The 17,008-nt window shown below is 43.9% G+C and carries 9 protein-coding genes; all 9 read left to right on the top strand.

Features of this window, described 5'->3' with window-relative positions:
- The first annotated feature begins 2 nt into the window (after positions 1 to 2).
- Complete coding sequence (locus tag KFO40_RS00715; RefSeq protein ID WP_008998209.1) at positions 3 to 971, top strand: ROK family protein; 969 nt, start codon at positions 3 to 5, stop codon at positions 969 to 971.
- 5 nt (positions 972 to 976) lie between these two features.
- On the top strand, positions 977 to 1,555 hold the full coding sequence (locus KFO40_RS00710) for an SIS domain-containing protein (protein WP_211145975.1): 579 nt from the start codon (positions 977 to 979) through the stop codon (positions 1,553 to 1,555).
- A 22-nt stretch (positions 1,556 to 1,577) separates the two neighbouring features.
- Positions 1,578 to 3,179: a hypothetical protein gene (locus KFO40_RS00705; RefSeq protein WP_065540026.1), complete on the top strand. Its 1,602-nt coding sequence runs from the start codon at positions 1,578 to 1,580 to the stop codon at positions 3,177 to 3,179.
- A gap of 138 nt (positions 3,180 to 3,317) precedes the next feature.
- On the top strand, positions 3,318 to 4,472 hold the full coding sequence (locus KFO40_RS00700; RefSeq protein ID WP_008649023.1) for an MFS transporter: 1,155 nt from the start codon (positions 3,318 to 3,320) through the stop codon (positions 4,470 to 4,472).
- 12 nt (positions 4,473 to 4,484) lie between these two features.
- The gene (locus KFO40_RS00695) at positions 4,485 to 6,584 is read left to right on the top strand and encodes a glycoside hydrolase family 36 protein (protein ID WP_004310368.1); all 2,100 of its coding nucleotides are present in this window, start codon (positions 4,485 to 4,487) and stop codon (positions 6,582 to 6,584) included.
- Positions 6,581 to 10,090 carry an alpha-galactosidase gene (locus KFO40_RS00690; protein WP_211145974.1) on the top strand — a complete coding sequence of 1,170 codons (3,510 nt, stop codon included), beginning with the start codon at positions 6,581 to 6,583 and terminating at the stop codon, positions 10,088 to 10,090. Before KFO40_RS00695 ends, KFO40_RS00690 begins: the two co-directional genes overlap by 4 nt.
- A 37-nt stretch (positions 10,091 to 10,127) precedes the next feature.
- Complete coding sequence (locus KFO40_RS00685; protein ID WP_004310365.1) at positions 10,128 to 11,876, top strand: hypothetical protein; 1,749 nt, start codon at positions 10,128 to 10,130, stop codon at positions 11,874 to 11,876.
- Positions 11,877 to 11,904: 28 nt separating this feature from the next.
- A complete protein-coding gene (locus KFO40_RS00680; protein ID WP_008641742.1) occupies positions 11,905 to 15,144 on the top strand; it encodes a SusC/RagA family TonB-linked outer membrane protein in 3,240 nt (1,079 codons plus the stop codon).
- 19 nt (positions 15,145 to 15,163) lie between these two features.
- Entirely contained in the window at positions 15,164 to 17,002 is a 1,839-nt protein-coding gene (locus KFO40_RS00675) for a RagB/SusD family nutrient uptake outer membrane protein (RefSeq protein WP_004310363.1), read from the top strand.
- Positions 17,003 to 17,008: the final 6 nt, after the last annotated feature.

Genomic DNA, 17,008 nt, shown 5'->3' with positions numbered 1-17,008 from the left:
TTATGAAAGAGAACTTGTTAGGAATTGACGTAGGAGGCACCAAATGCGCCATCATCTACGGTATCAAAGAAAACGACGAGCTACATATCATCGACAAAAAGAAATTTGATACGACCACAGTCGACGAAACAATAGACAGAATTCTCTGTGAAACCGAAAAGATGATGAACCTCCACCAGCTAACCCCTACTAACACAAAAGCGATTGGAATCTGTTGCGGAGGTCCTCTCAACAGTGAAACAGGCATCGTGATGTCTCCCCCTAACCTACCGGGATGGGACAACATCCCCATTGTGGCAATGGTGGAAAAAAAGACGGGCATTAAAACCAGTCTACACAATGATGCCAATGCCTGTGCTTTAGCCGAATGGAAGTTCGGAGCAGGAAAAGGAACTAAGAATATGGTCTTTCTCACATTCGGTACGGGACTGGGAGCAGGATTAATATTAAATGGCAAACTGTATACGGGCACCAATGACAATGCCGGAGAACTGGGACATATCCGCCTGTCGGATTTCGGTCCGATAGGTTACGGTAAAAAGGGCTCTTTTGAGGGATTTGCCAGCGGTGGAGGTATTGCTCAACTCTCCAAAATGTATGTGATGGAGAAATTGCAGACCGGACAGAAAGTTGAATGGTGTACCTTACAGGAACTAGATCAGCTTACTGCCCGAAAAGTGGCTGAAGAAGCTGCCAAAGGTGATAAATTAGCCCAAAGCATATATGAGACGTCTGCCATTTATCTGGGAAAAGGATTATCCATGGTGATCGATATCTTGAATCCGGAAGTCATTGTGATAGGTGGCATCTATACCCGGAATAAAAATATGATGGAACCCATCATGCAAAAGATAATCGATCAGGAAGCATTATCCTGTGCAAACAGAGTATGTAAAGTGAAACCAGCCGCCTTGGGAGAGCAGATAGGAGATTATGCAGCTCTTTCTGTAGCCGCTAACTTAACCGATTAACTATTATGAAAGAGCTTATTGAAACAACACTGGAAGAGGCTCGGCAAACGTTGGAGAGCTTTCTTGAGGAAACAACAACAGTTGAGGTTATTTCACAGGCAGCCTCTACCTGCGCCGAAGCATTAAAAGCCGGAAATAAGATTATCAGCTGTGGTAATGGAGGTTCTTTATGTGACGCCACCCACTTTGCAGAAGAACTAACCGGACGTTACCGCAACAACCGCATCCCACTACCGGCAATTGCAATCAATGACCCGGCTTACATGACCTGTGTGGGAAATGATTTTTCGTTCAACGAGATCTTCTCCCGCTATGTAGAAGCTATGGGATGTAAGGGAGATGTATTATTGGCCATCAGCACAAGCGGACATTCCGAGAACATACTGAAAGCTGCCGTACAAGCACACAACAATGGAATGAAAGTGATAGCGCTGACTTCAAAAGGAAAGAATGAACTGTCACGACTGGCAGACATTGCAGTCTGCGCCCCACGAGCAGCACATTCCGACAGAATACAAGAAATTCATATCAAAGTTATCCACATTCTGATTCAGGCAATTGAGGCAGAATTAGGCTTTGAATAATAACCTACTAAATTTAATCAATATGGCAATGAAAATGACACATATCAGTAAAACTCTATTAAGTATTGTTTGCACACTCTGGGGAATGTCCGCCTGCTCGGATGATTATAACAAATATGACGATTGCCCGGCTTGCAACTATTATCCTGTTGCAGTAGGGAATTCAACAGGAACTCCGGTTCATGCTATCGGTGTCGAGATGGATCCACACTTCTTCTCACAAAACATCACCCGCAATGATGGTTCAAAGGCTGAAGATTGGGAAAATATAGTTGTACAACGGGTAAAGAAAATGAAAGTACAACAATTCCGAATCATGATGCAGCCACAATGGTGGGAACCCTCCAATGACAACAACGATCCTAATGTCGCGGATATGAGCAAATTCACTTTTGATTCGGAAGAAATGCAATCTGTATACAAAGTATTGGATATGGCCCAGGAGAATAATATCGGAGTGACATTAGTCGTATGGGGAGCCATTACCAATATCGACTTACTATCAGGCATTAACAATGGTCAAAAGCATTTCTTATGTGATGCACGAAGTTATAACGTTAATCCGGGTTGGATTGCCGGTATAGATAACTATGAAGAATTTGCAGAAAACTTCTCCACAATGGTGAAATACCTGATTGAAGAAAAGCATTATACCTGTATCAATCAAATTACTCCATTCAATGAACCTGACAGTCATATAGCAGGTTATGGCCGCATCATGTGGCAAGGTGATTTTGAAACCATGGGTTGGCAGGACACCTACGCCCCCATGGTGAAAGCACTGGATGCCAAGTTTAAAGCAGATGGAATACGCAGTAAGGTACACTTCAACCTTTCTGACAATACAGACGGTACACCCGGATATATCGCTGCCTGTGTTTCCGCTTTCACAAACGATGAAGCCGACCTGTATAACTCTCATGTATACAAGTTTGACTACAACACCCCTAATTCGACTCTCGTAAATTGGGAACGTCAGAATATAGCTTCTGCAGGAGGTAAAAGACATTTTGTTGGAGAATTCGGTTTTCCTGGATACGGAAGTGCCCGTCAATATGGTATAGACACATATACGCGAGGGGTACAGCTAATCCGCGTTGCTCTGAACTATCTGAATGCCGGTGCTTGCGGAGTAAGTTACTGGAGTCTGATCGATCAATATTATAACCGCAATGCCTCCTATTCGGAAATGCAGCAACTCGGTTTATGGAAATATCTAAAATCCGCTTATACCGAAGACCCAGATGTATATTCCAAAATCAAGGAAGACTACGAGGTACGTCCTCAATACTATGCATATAGTCTGTTGACACGTTTTGTCCGCCAGGGCGACGAAGTATATCCATTGGATCTCGGCGACGAGTTGATAGCCGGAAGTGCTTTTCTCAACACAGAGGGAAAATGGACGTATGTACTTTCCAACGCTACAGACAAAGACAAGATGATACAGTTGGAAAATGATAAAGAAGGTGCCAATGGAGAATACAATGTCTACAAATATATGGAAGGACGCCTACCGGAAGGTGATAATCTTATAGAATCAACAGAAACGGTCAACACGCAAGAGAATAACCTAAAACTTAAATTATCTCGTTCATCAATCAGGGTATTAGTACAAAAATAGAAGTATATACACCCCATTTAGTGGGGATATATATATACACCGTATTGGGCATATATATTCACCATGTTAGCCATATATATCCACCGTGCTGGATATATATGCCCACCAACCAAGTAATTTATCATCAAAAGTACACGAATGAAAAAAGAAATATCCATAGTAAAAATGCTCTCCGTCATGTTCGGATTCTTCGTTATGGGATTTGTTGACATTGTCGGAATAACCACGAGCTATGTGAAGAATGATTTCAGCCATCTCACCGATACGATGGTTAATCTCATCTCTCTATCCTGTTTCTTGTGGTTCCTGGTGCTTTCTATTCCCACCGGAATGTTAATGAATCGCATCGGACGCAAGAAAACCGTATTACTTAGCTTCGCATTCCATGTATTAGCTATGTGCCTTCCACTCGTTGCATATGACTTTACCGCCATATTAATCGCATTTGCCTTGATAGGTATCGGTAACACTCTATTGCAAGTTTCACTCAACCCATTAGTAACGGATGTCGTTGCAAACGATAAGTTGACAGGTACATTAACCCTAGGACAATTTGTCAAAGCAGTCAGTTCATTCCTGGGTCCTATCCTGGCAGCTTGGGTGACTGGTAGTTTTTTCGGATGGAAAATGATATTCCCCGTTTATGCCGGACTGTCACTGCTCGCTTTGATATGGCTATGGCTTACCCCTATACAAGAAAAACAACAGGAACGGAAGAACATTTCTTTCAAAGTCACTCTTGAATTATTCAAAGACAAATACATTCTTGCTTTCTTTATCGGTATTCTCGTGCTGGTAGGTGTAGACGTAGGTATCAATATGACTTTCCCTAAATTCCTGATGGAACGTTGTGATCTACCACTGACAGATGCAGGAATGGGAAATAGTGTGTATTTCTTCGCCCGCACTGTAGGAGCCTTTTTGGGTGGTATCCTACTGATGAAATATTCAGAAAGTAAATTCTATATTTATAGCGTCTGGATAGCTCTCGCAGGATTGATACTGATGACCATTAGCACTAATCTCTGGTTTATCCTCGGATGTGTAGCAGTTTTCGGGATAGGATATGCCAATCTGTTTTCCATCATCTTCTCTCTGTCTTTGAAACGTGTTCCCGAGAAAGCGAACGAAGTATCTGCACTTCTTATCGTCGGTGTATCTGGCGGTGCCGTCCTCCCGCCTATTTTAGGAGTAATTACTGATTCATTCCACAGTCAGTTATCTGCAATCATAGTACTTGCCATTGTATGGTGCTATCTGATCGGAATAATGAGAAAAATAAAAACCACATAAACCTATATTCTAATGAAACATTTCAAGAAAATCGAATCGAAATTCCTGTTCTCATTACTGATTATGAGTGTGTGGAGCATCATAGCCGTGGGTCAGACGACGGCTAAAATCTCCAAACACATTCCTGAAATCGAAAAATGGATTCAGAAACAATTCGCTAAAGGAAAAACACCTCCGTTCTCGTTTATATGTGACGGGAAACCTTCCGCAGAATTTATCCGCCAATGGGACTATTCCCAGCAAAAGATAGAATCCGAAGAAGCGGATGTGATAAAGTATCTCTTTACCTACTACAATCCTACCAACGGACTGAAAGTAGAATGTACCGTAAAAGGCTATCCCAGTTATCAGGCTGCCGAATGGGTATTGAACTTCACCAACAAAGGTACGAGCAACTCTCCCACTCTGGAACAAGTGAAAGTAGTGGACCTTGCCATGCAATACGCTTCTAAAGGAGAATTCAAGTTACACTATGCAGACGGAAACCATATCTCCAAATATGATTTCCATCCACGTTCGGTTACTCTGGCAACGGGTGAAACCAAACAGATGTCTCCACAAGGAGGACGCTCTTCAGAAGGGGACTATCTTCCTTTCTTCAACATTGAATCACCTGCCGGACAGGGAGTCATATTAGGAGTAGGCTGGTCGGGCACCTGGTATGCAGATGTATGCGCACAAGATAATCGTACAATATCCATGGCTTCGGGAATGAAAACCATGAAATTATACTTACGTCCACAGGAAACAATTCGTACCCCAAGTATCAGTCTGATGTTTTGGGAAAATATCGACCGGATGGCAGGACACAATAAATTCCGCCGTTTTGTCCTGGCACACAAGTCACGGAAAATCAACGGAAAATTTGCCGAATATCCTCTTTCCAGCGGATTCAACTATCGGGACCCCGCACCTTGTACGGAATACTCATGCCTGACAGCCGATTATGCCATTGCCATGGTGAAACGTTACATACAGTTCGGATTGAAACCCGAAGTATTCTGGCTGGATGCCGGATGGAACACCGATGCTGCAGACTTCGAACATGGCAAGACCTGGGCCAACACAGCCGGTAACTGGACTGTAGATACATTGCGCTTCCCCAAAGGACTTCGTCCTGTAGCCGACGAAATACACAAAGTAGGAGCTAAATTCATGGTCTGGTTCGAACCCGAGCGTGTCATCCGTGGTACCCAATGGGCAGTAGAACACCCCGACTGGATGCTCGACATTCCCGAACACAACAATGACACCTACCTACTGTTCGATCTGGGAAATCCGGAAGCCTGCCACTGGATGAGTAAATATATAGGCGATATGCTCGAAGAAAACGGCATAGACTATTACCGTCAGGATTTCAATATGCAGCCGGATATCTACTGGGCAGCCAACGATGAGCCCGGACGTACAGGAATGAAAGAGATACGACACATCGAAGGACTATACTACTTCTGGGATTATCTGCTGAGCCGATTCCCGAACCTGCTCATAGACAACTGTGCCAGTGGGGGACGACGTATTGACTGGGAAACAATCGGCCGAAGCGCACCACTATGGAGGAGTGATTATTATCATTACGACGATCCGGACGGCTACCAATGTCACACGTATGGCCTGAATTTCTTCCTACCTTTACATGGAACAGGTAGTTTACAGACCGATCCGTATTCTTTCCGCTCAAGCGTCAGCACAGCTTTGATTTATAACTGGAAAATAACCGATAAAAATGCCTCCGTTTACGAAATGCAACGTTGTCTGAAAGAATTCCACGAAATCAGACCTTACTATTACGAAGATTATTACCCACTGACGGGTACAGAAGACATGACGCGGGATAATATCTGGCTAGCCTATCAAATGCATCGTCCGTCGGACGACAGTGGTATTATCGTTGCTTTCCGCAGAACCGCCTCCAAAGACAAAAAAATCACCGTCAGACTTTCAGGAGTGGATCCGGAAAAATACTATACAGTGACAGACATGGATAGCCGACAGAGCAAAATCTATCAGGGAAAAGAACTGACCAGTCAGTTGCCACTGATCCTCGAAAAGCCACATAGTTCCTTATTACTAAAATATAAAGTTACCAACGAAAAACCGAATAAAGAATGAAAAAAAGAATACTATATTATCTATTCATTCTGCTTCTGTTCCCTCATAATGGAACAGGACAGACGGTAGCCCGCATGAGCGACCGCCCGGTAAACACCAGCCAATGGATAACCACCCACTTTGCCCGCGGTGTGGTCCCTCCTTTCTCTTTCGAATATGGAGGTAAACCTTCACAGGAATTTATCAAAAGCTGGTCTTATACGGCTACGCGTCAGAAAAGTGACGATCCCAAGGTTCTGAAATGCCTTTATACTTATCGTGAACCATCCGGAGGATTAAAAGTAGAATGTGAAGTGAAAGGCTTTACCGACTTCAATACGGTGGAATGGGTACTCCGTTTCACCAACCAGGGAAAGAAAAATACGCCGGAGATTGCCAACGTAAAAGTGTCTGATATCACATTCCGCTACCAGCATCCGGGAGCATTCAACCTTCATCATTCCGAAGGCAGCCATGCATCCAAATCAGATTTCAGCCAGCAACTTACAATCTTGTCTCCGGGTGATAATCTTTATATGAGACCGGAAGGTGGACGCTCTTCACAAATGCGTATGCCATTCTTCAATATTGAATCTCCGGCTAATCAAGGAGTTATCGTAGCCATCGGATGGACAGGAACCTGGTTTGCCGATGTACGCTGTGCAGACCAGCAAAGCGTAGCGCTTACCTCCGGAATTGAACGTTTGAAAACCTATCTGTATCCGGAAGAGAGCATCCGCACTTCCAGTGTATGCCTGTCATTCTGGAACGGTTCCGACCGGATGAAAGGACACAACCAGTTCCGCCGTTTCGTGCAAGCCCACCACACTTGGAAAGTAGGTGGTAAACCGACCGTATATCCAATATCGACCAGTTTCAACTACGGTGATCCTACTCCCTGTAATGAATATACCTGCCTGACTACAGATTATGCCATTGCTATGGTGAAACGGTATGAACAATTCAAATTAGTACCCGAAGTATTCTGGCTGGATGCCGGATGGTACAATCACTCTGCAGATGTAGCCAATCATAAGAATTGGGCGAACACCGTAGGAAACTGGACCGTCGACTCTATTCGTTTCCCCGAAGGATTACGCCCCATCGCCGACGAAGTGCATAGAGTTGGTTCCAAGTTCATGGTATGGTTTGAACCGGAGCGTGTTATGAAAGGCTCAGCTTGGGCACTGCAACACCCTCAATGGATGTTGGATGCCAGAGGAAAAGCCAAACAGGAAGACTGGACAAAAGATGGTGAGCACGACTCTTATCTATTCAATCTCGGAAATCCGGAGGCATGTCGATGGATGAGTAAATATATCGGAGACTTCCTCGAAGAAAATGGCATAGACTACTACCGCCAGGATTTCAATATAGAGCCGGAAGGTTTCTGGGCTGCCAATGATGAACCTGGCAGACAAGGTATCTGCGAAATCCGATACATTGAAGGACTTTATTCTTTCTGGGAATATCTGCTGAACCGCTTTCCGGGCTTGCTGGTTGATAATTGTGCCAGTGGCGGACGCCGTATTGACCTCGAAAGTATCTCACGCAGTGCACCGATGTGGAGAACAGATTACAGTTATGGAGAACCAATCGGCTATCAATGCCATACTTACGGATTGAACTTATACCTTCCCCTGCATGGTACAGGAACTGTGAGTGCCGATAAATTCACTTTCCGTTCCAGCCTCGGAACCTCTATTATCTACAACTGGAAAATAACCGAAGCTGGACAATCCATCTATGATATGCGCGACCGCCAGGCAGAGTTCAAAGAACTCCGCCCCTATTTCTATGAAGATTACTATCCGTTGAGTGGAATAAACAACATTACTTCGGAAAATATCTGGCTAGCATACCAACTTTATCGTCCGTCGGATGACAGCGGATACATCGTAGCTTTCCGCCGCAAAGACAATCCGGACAAGAGCTATACTGTCAATTTATCAGGGCTACACCCTGACCACACTTATATACTCACCAATAAAGATACAGGAGAAGCTATAAAGAAAACCGGTAAAGAACTGGCTAACGGCTTCACGCTGACACTGGATAACCCGCAAAGTAGTCTGATAATCAAATACCAAAGTTCAACAACTGCCATACAGAAACTTTCTGTAGGAAAGAAAACCGGTGTAAAGCTCCGTGCTATAGGTGCAGAACTAGATCCCCACTTTCTCTCACAAAATGTGACCCGCAATGATGGAGCTAAAGCTGAAGACTGGGATCGCATCGTTGTGAAACGTGTCAAAGAAATGGGACTGCAAAGCTTACGGGTGATGGTGATGCCACAATGGTATGAGCCAAAGAATGACAATCCGGATGCATCCAAAATCGACTGGTATAATTTCACTTTCAACTCTGTAGAAATGCAATCACTCTACAAAGTATTGGATATGGCACAAGAACAGAAAATGGAAGTCACCCTTGTACTTTGGGGAGCCCCTCCGGGACATTTCCTGGCCGAAGGGAATTATGGTAACTGGGTAGTAGCCCCGACTAACTATGAAGAATGGAGCGAGAACTTTTCCGCACTTGTACAACACCTGCTCAACAACAAAAAATACACGTGCGTCAAAGAGATTACTCCGATCAACGAACCAGATTGGTCATATATCATCAAAGGTAAAGCTGCTCCCACCGCCGGCTATATTGAAATGTGTAAAGTACTCGACAGACGTTTCAAAGAGGATGGAATACGAAATAAAGTACATTTCAGTCTTTCTGACAATTCAGACGGAGGTACAGGAACGCATAAATATCTGGCAGCCTGCACGAAAGGACTGGCGAACGTTGCTGACGTATTCAACTCCCACACCTATATCTTCGGCTACGAAACTCCGAACTCCACAATTCTGGATTGGGAAAAACAAAACTCTCAATTGGCCGCTTCAGTTGGAAAAGCCCATTTCATCGGTGAATTCGGAGGTAATCAATGCGTAGGTGCCACCAGGCAAAAAGATATCGACTTGTATGAACGAGGAGTACTCATGACACGCATAGCCATCAATCTACTCAATGCAGGAGCAAGCGGTGTTAGCTATTGGAGCCTGATAGACCAATACTATGGTAAGGATGCAGACTACGGAGCAATGCAGCAACTGGGTTTATGGAAGTATGTAAAGAAAACATACGCTTCGGAACCATACTACAACGATATCAAAAGTGATTACGAGGTACGCCCACAGTACTATGCCTATTCTCTGTTGACACGTTTCATACGCCCGGGAGCTGAAATCTATCCGATAGCAACACCGGAAGAATGGTATGCAGGAACTGCTGTTCGAAACACAAATGGCAAATGGGTATATGTTTTCGCCAATGGAATGGACCAGGAGAAAGCAATAAGCCTCATCAACCAACATACGCAAACCAAAGGGAATTATCAGGTTTACCGTTATATCAAAGACGGTTTACCTACCACAGACCAAATGTTGGCTCCGGACGCCCATCCTCTCAAAGTGAACGATAAAATTCTATGTTTACTTCCGGCTCATTCTGTGATCGTCTTAAAACAAGAATAACTATGTACTCTATTTATTCATTAAACAAATAGTATTTATGAAAACACATTTCTACATTTTATTAATGCTTGGAATGGTATTCCTTTTGGGATGTGAAGACGAAAAGTTAGGCACAGACCTAGGAGTAACCAATGTAGTGCTTCCGGATATTTCGGAAGAATCCCTGGGCACAGAGATTACCATTCAGGGAAATGGCTTTATCGACTGTGATGTACTGGCTCTTTCTCCCCTTTCAGGAGGTACTGAACAGCCCATCTACATGGAAACCAGAGAAGTACAATCCGATCATATCACGGTACTTTACCCCTCTACGGCCACCAAAGATTCTTATGGACTTGTATTGGTACGCGGTAGCAAAATGCGAACATTAGGCGTCATCAACAGTACTGTTGGAGTTATGCCCGACGAAAACCTGCGTAATGCCTTGTCTGCTCTTTTCCCTGATATATTTAAAGGAGAAAAGATATCTTCCAGTGCTAAATATGTCACTTTCACTGATGGCACACTAAATATCAGCGATAAAAATATCACTTCTCTGGAGGGACTCGAATATTTCAGCAACATTCGGAAACTGATCTGCAACAATAATGATATCAGTGAAATTCCTGCAGAAGTACTATCCAGACTGTCTGAACTGACTGCACAAAACACTGGTCTGACCAAACTGGAACTAGCCACTTCGGAACAGCCGAACACGACATTGGTATCTCTCAACATAGATGGAAGTACCAAACTAGAATCTGTCGACCTGTATTATTGTTATAACATTGAGAAGTTCTCTGCTCTAAACTGTAAACTGGTATATCTGGATGTACGCAATTACCACAGTATCTATGGCGGATGTCTGAACTACAACAGCACAGACTTCAAATTTACTTTCAGCGATGACGCAAGTAAAGAACGACTCCTGAAAATGGAATCCTGGTGGATGGACTCATACTACAGCAATAGCGGTTCTATCGTAGATGCCATCAATAATGGAGTGACAGTGGAAGGGTACGACTGGATGCACGACTATCCCGATGGAAACAACAACTATTATTACAGTTACGGAAAATATCAGAAGACAATGAAAAAGTACGGAGAAATTCCTGATATCAATCTGCGAAACGCACTCAAAGCATTGGTTCCGGATGTATTCGATGGAGATAAAGTTCTGACAGTGGCTGCTCTGAATACTGAATACTTCAGGAATAACACGACCCTTGATCTTAGCAATAAGGGAATCACTAATCTGGAAGGACTACAATACTTCTGCGGATACAAAAACCTCATTCTGGATGGAAATAATCTGGGAGAAATCGATCTTAGTAAATACGCAATCAGTACCAGCTACACGGCAGGTCCGGTAGATGAGAAAGGAATTCAGACTTTCAGTGCCAAGAATGCAGGATTAACCAAATTCATTTCTGGCGATCAGTATATGATAACCTCTATAGATGTGAGCAACAATCCGGGATTAGCATATCTGGATATAAACCGGTGCAAATCCATCACATCACTAAATGCATCCGGTTGTCCGCTCACTTATGTTGATCTGCGTAATCTGGCAGGTACTTATTCCGTACTAGGTTACTCCGGTGGAGCTGTAGATGCCTCAAAAGTTCAGTTCTCATTTACCGACAGCTCTTCAACTCAAAGGAAGCTACTAGTAGAAGAATGGTGGATGGATAGCCCATGGAATGGCACAAGCCCATGTATTACCGCAAAGAATCAAGGTGTCCGGATAGAACGCTATGAATACATAGGATACGACAAGGATAAAATGTTGAGTTCATTTAATTAGACAGAAAACAATCTTAAACGTTATAGTTATGAAAAAAAGTTATTGGCTATACAAAATGTGCCTGTTGCTTGGGTTGGGAATCTGTATTCCCGTTACAGGAAATGCATCGGATATCGGAGATGCTACCCTGACACAGCAACAGTCTAAAATAACAGCCTCTGGAGTCGTCGTAGACGAGTCCGGTGAAAGCCTGATCGGAGCTTCCGTCATAGAAAAAGGAGCAGCAACGAATGGTACTATTACAGACATAGACGGTCGTTTCTCTTTATCGGTTGCCCCCAACGCTATACTGGAAATCAGTTATGTAGGTTATCAAAAGCAGGACATTCCTGCTAAAAAAGACATGCGTATCATCATGCATCCGGACGTAGCGAACCTGGAGGAAGTTGTAGTGGTAGCTTACGGTACCCAGAAAAAGGTTTCTGTCATCGGTTCCGTAGCTTCCATTGATCGAAAAGATTTGATGAAATCCTCATCGCCCAACCTAAGTTCCGCTTTATCCGGAAAACTCCCAGGATTGACAACTATCCAGACCTCCGGTGAACCGGGACGTGACGAAGTCACCATGTTCCTGCGTGGTGCTGCCACTACAAACGGAACAAACCCATTAATTATGGTAGATGGAGTAGCTGTAGACGATATGCGATCTATCGACCCGAACGAGATTGCTAATATCTCCGTATTGAAAGATGCTTCCGCAACAGCAGTATTCGGAGTACGTGGTGCCAACGGAGTGATAATGATTACCACTCGTAGAGGTGAAAAAGGAACTGCCCGTATCAGTGCCAATGTAGAATTCAGCATGCAGGAAATCGCTTTCAAGCCCGAACGTCTGGATTCATGGGACTGGGTCAGACTTCGCAATGAAGCACTCGTGAACGACGGAAATTCCGCTGAATTCCTCGGGCCGGACATTGATAAGTTCGACTCATGGAAAACAGGTAATCCTGTAGACCCGGATTTTTATCCGAATAATAACTGGCAAGATATCTTGTTCAGAGATTATGCTCCCATGACCAGAGCCAACATGAACGTTTCGGGAGGTTCGGACAAACTTCAATACTTTGTAAGTGCAGGCTATCTGCATCAGGGAGGTATGTTCAACGTAGAACCTAAATCCAAGTTGGGATACAATGCCCAGTCTTCATTAGACCGCTACAACTTCCGCTCAAATATCGACTACAAAGTCAATAAGTCGGTAAAGATTAACTTAAACGCTTCCTCTTATCTGGAACGGATCAACGGAACTTCCGCAAGTATGTCAAGTGTATTCAACAGCGCTTTGACCTCACGCCCTACTTCCATGTATCTCACCCCGGAAGGTGCATACGCTACTGATGCTATACGTACTTTCCCTATTGGTGCCGGATTATCCGTAGAAGATCCCGCCAACAATTCATTGAGTGCATATCCGCTAATCAACCGTTCGGGCTATCAACTGGAAACCAGATCGGGAATCAATGTTATCGGAGGAGTAGAAATAGATTTGGGATTTATCACTAAAGGGCTCTCTGTCAAAGGCCAGGTATCTTTCGACTCCAAAGGATTTGGGAAAACAATCGGAAAACGTTCCTATACCTGGTATACGTATCAGACATTAGCTTCAGGAGAGCATTTGTTTATCAATCGCCATCCTAGCCTGGAGGACGAAGACGGCCCGATTGAACTCACAAAGTCTTCCGAATCTTATTGGGTTATGAACTTACAGGGACAAATCAACTATAACCAGACCTTCGCCGGAAAGCATAATGTCACTGCTATGTTTCTAGCTCAACGGGACATCAAAGAATCCAAAGAAACATCCGGTGACCTACTGCTTCCTTACAACGTCATCGGTATTGCCGGACGTGCAACTTATGACTATGACAGACGTTATTTTGCAGAGGTCAACGTAGGTTATAACGGCTCTGAACAATTTTCACCGGACAAACGATTTGGTCTCTTCCCGGCTGCCTCTTTCGGTTGGCTGATTACTAATGAGGGCTTCCTTCAGGATAATCCGGTTTTGACCAATCTGAAGTTAAGAGCTTCTTGGGGAAAAGTTGGTAACGACGCCTTCGGTTCAGCCCGTTTCCTTTATCTGGATAATATCAGTCAATATTCCGTAGTCACCGACAGTAAAGGAGATCATTGGTTATCCCCAAGCTTGGGATATGCTTCCAATGGTTCCGGTTGGGGACAAGGTTACAAGATAGCCGAAAACTACATAGGAAACAAAAGCATCACATGGGAAACAGCTGAAAAACAGAATTATGGTATAGACATATCCTTGTATCATGATCTTTCCTTCTCATTTGACTACTTTGTTGAAAAAAGAAAAAATATTCTGATTATCCCGCAGACTACTCCTATGATTCAAGGTCTTCCCTCATCCGCTCTTCCACTGATGAACGATGGTGAAGTAAAGAATCAGGGATTCGAAATGGTCCTCGGATATCAGAAACAATTCAAAAACGGGCTATCTGTTTCTGCTAATGCAAACTTCAGTTATGCCAAAAACAAAGTATTGGAATATGACGAGCCACTATTAGGTAAGGATTATGCTTATCGCACCCGCACCACCGGCTTCTCATTAGGACAAAACTGGGGATATATCATCGACCACAGCTATGATCCTGAAAAAGGGCGTGACGGCACAGGATTCTTCTATAGCGACGAGAGTATTGCCAAGAGCGGACTGACTTATGAAGGTGTAGGAACACCGGAACCCGGAGACTTTATTTATAAAGATCTCAACGGAGACGGTGTCATCAATGACCGTGACAAGGCTCCCATTGGCTATTCCTCCCTATTGCCTCGCATCAACTACGGTTTCTCTTTATCTGCCAACTGGAAAGGATTCGATGTTTCTATCATGTTGCAGGGAGTAGGCCAATACAGCAAGACTTATTCAGGAGCCGGTATTTATGAAAGCAGCGGCAACTTTTACAAGATGCACATGGAACGTTGGAGCGAAGAACGCTATAATAATCACGAAAAGATTACGTATCCTCGTCTGTCCAGCAGTGGCGGCCCGAGCTTGCAGCCCAACGACTTCTTTATCATGGATGCCTCATATATACGTCTGAAAAATGCAGAAGTAGGATATACATTACCGGAAAGCATCAGCAAGAAAATCGGTGCTTCCAATGTACGTTTCTATTTAAGTGGTAACAACTTGTATACATGGACTCACCTGAAGACTGACAGCTTCGATCCCGAACAAAACAGTCCGGCAGCCTATCCAACAATGCGTACGTACAATGTAGGTTTAAATATTACATTTTAACGGCTAAAACAAAACCGATATGAAAAAAAGATTGATTTATATATGCATGTTTGCTTCCTTGCTCACATTCAGTTCTTGTAATGAAGCGTTGGATGTAGCTCCCGACGGAAGATTATCACTGGACGAAGTATTCCAAGATCCCGATCTGACTAAAGCTTATTTCAGTACTTGCTTTGACTATCTGCCTAAAAAGAGTTTACGATATCATTTCTGGAGCAACTATCCCGTAGCACTTAGTGATGAAGCGTGGGATTGCACGGATGGTTCCGGTGCCGGCTTTGCACATGCCGCATCCGGCAACTGTACCACCACCGACTTCTATCTCGACGTTCGCAGAGATATGGGTGACACCTACTCAGAAGGAGGATACTGGCAGTTATACTGGGGGCAAATCCGTATTATCAACACATTCCTCCAACGGGCAGCCACCGCCGCCATACCAAGAGAAAGCGACCGTGACCGTTGGGTAGCAGAGGCTCATGTACTCCGTGCTTATTTCTATATGGAGTTACTGAAATGGTATGGTCCTGTGCCTATTGAGAAAGAGCCATACGGTTTAGACTATGATTATTCAACTCTATCACGTCCTACTTTCGAAGACTGTGCCCGATTCATTGTAGATGATTGCGAAATAGCTTTGCAATCCAGCAACCTCCCTTGGCGACTGACAACACTCAACGAGAAGATCAGAATGACCAAAGGTATCGCAATGGCTATCCGTTCCGAAGCATGTCTATTCGCAGCCAGCACTTACAACAATGGCGGCAAAGATCTTTGGGAATGGGCTTACACAATCAACAAAGACTGTCTGGAACAGCTGAAAGCCAATGGATATGAATTGTATACTAAATGTGCGGATACTGAAAAGTACTATAACAATGCTTATATGGAGTACTTTACGCTCAATAACTATATCGGAACAGATCCCAGTGATAAAGAAACAATCTGGCAAAGTACCGAAGGCTATTGGCCCGACCCATACACCAATCCTTTGTATGACGTTATCGGAGCTCCGGTATTGGGAAACGCTCAATTAACTATTGTTCCTTCCCAAGAATTAGTAGACGCCTATGATATGCTAGCAACAGGAAAGCCTGTACTGGATTTATCGAAACCTTATAACGATGAGAAGCATCTGTCACCTAATTATAACCCTAATAGCGGTTATGACCCAGCCAACCCTTATAAGGGACGTGATCCTCGTTTCCAGGCTACAATTTTTTATAATAACAGTCCTGTGCTGTTAGGAAAGGAACCGGCAGTAGTAGAAACGTACGTGGGAGGAAATAGCGAAATCCGTACAAGTGGAAATACGAATACACGTACCGGTTATTATTGGAGAAAAAGAATGGTAAACGGTAACTGTAAGGCAGCCGGAGTGGCTGGATATGATGGCCGTTTCCGTTTTTACCGATTAGGCAAAATTTATCTGAATGCCGCCGAAGCCGCTATTGAAAGCGGACACCTTACCGAAGGCCTGGAATGGATCAATGAAATCCGTCATCGCGCAGGTTTTGATCCTTCGGTTGATCTGTCGACAAACGACAAGAACGAAGCTCGTTTATTGGTACGCCACGAACGCCAGATAGAGCTGGCTTGTGAAGAAGACAGATATTTCGATATTCGCCGTTGGACACCCGCCAATGAGAATATGGAAAATGAGAAGTTTACCACAGGTATGAGAATCACCAAAAATGGAAACTCATTCTCTTATGAAAGAATCAATCTAGGAACAGACGGCAGCAAACCGAGCAAAATGAGTTATGAAAAGAAATGGCACGTATATCCTATCCCTGCCAATGAAGCAGCCGTATTGGAAGGCACGACAGGACAGACGTGGCAAAATGCAGGATGGTAATCATAA

Source organism: Bacteroides sp. 1001302B_160321_D4 (assembly GCF_015667765.1).
Classification (GTDB): Bacteria; Bacteroidota; Bacteroidia; order Bacteroidales; family Bacteroidaceae; genus Bacteroides; species Bacteroides xylanisolvens.
The sequence above is the reverse complement of the archived record's forward strand: the minus strand, read 5'-3'. Positions and strand labels throughout refer to the sequence as shown.

Bases quoted from the DNA above. Each gene is read 5' to 3' on its own strand.
- KFO40_RS00715 (WP_008998209.1), top strand. From the start codon at position 3: ATGAAAGAGAACTTGTTAGGAATTGACGTAGGAGGCACCAAATGCGCC.
- KFO40_RS00710 (WP_211145975.1), top strand. From the start codon at position 977: ATGAAAGAGCTTATTGAAACAACACTGGAAGAGGCTCGGCAAACGTTG.
- KFO40_RS00705 (WP_065540026.1), top strand. From the start codon at position 1,578: ATGGCAATGAAAATGACACATATCAGTAAAACTCTATTAAGTATTGTT.
- KFO40_RS00700 (WP_008649023.1), top strand. From the start codon at position 3,318: ATGAAAAAAGAAATATCCATAGTAAAAATGCTCTCCGTCATGTTCGGA.
- KFO40_RS00695 (WP_004310368.1), top strand. From the start codon at position 4,485: ATGAAACATTTCAAGAAAATCGAATCGAAATTCCTGTTCTCATTACTG.
- KFO40_RS00690 (WP_211145974.1), top strand. From the start codon at position 6,581: ATGAAAAAAAGAATACTATATTATCTATTCATTCTGCTTCTGTTCCCT.
- KFO40_RS00685 (WP_004310365.1), top strand. From the start codon at position 10,128: ATGAAAACACATTTCTACATTTTATTAATGCTTGGAATGGTATTCCTT.
- KFO40_RS00680 (WP_008641742.1), top strand. From the start codon at position 11,905: ATGAAAAAAAGTTATTGGCTATACAAAATGTGCCTGTTGCTTGGGTTG.
- KFO40_RS00675 (WP_004310363.1), top strand. From the start codon at position 15,164: ATGAAAAAAAGATTGATTTATATATGCATGTTTGCTTCCTTGCTCACA.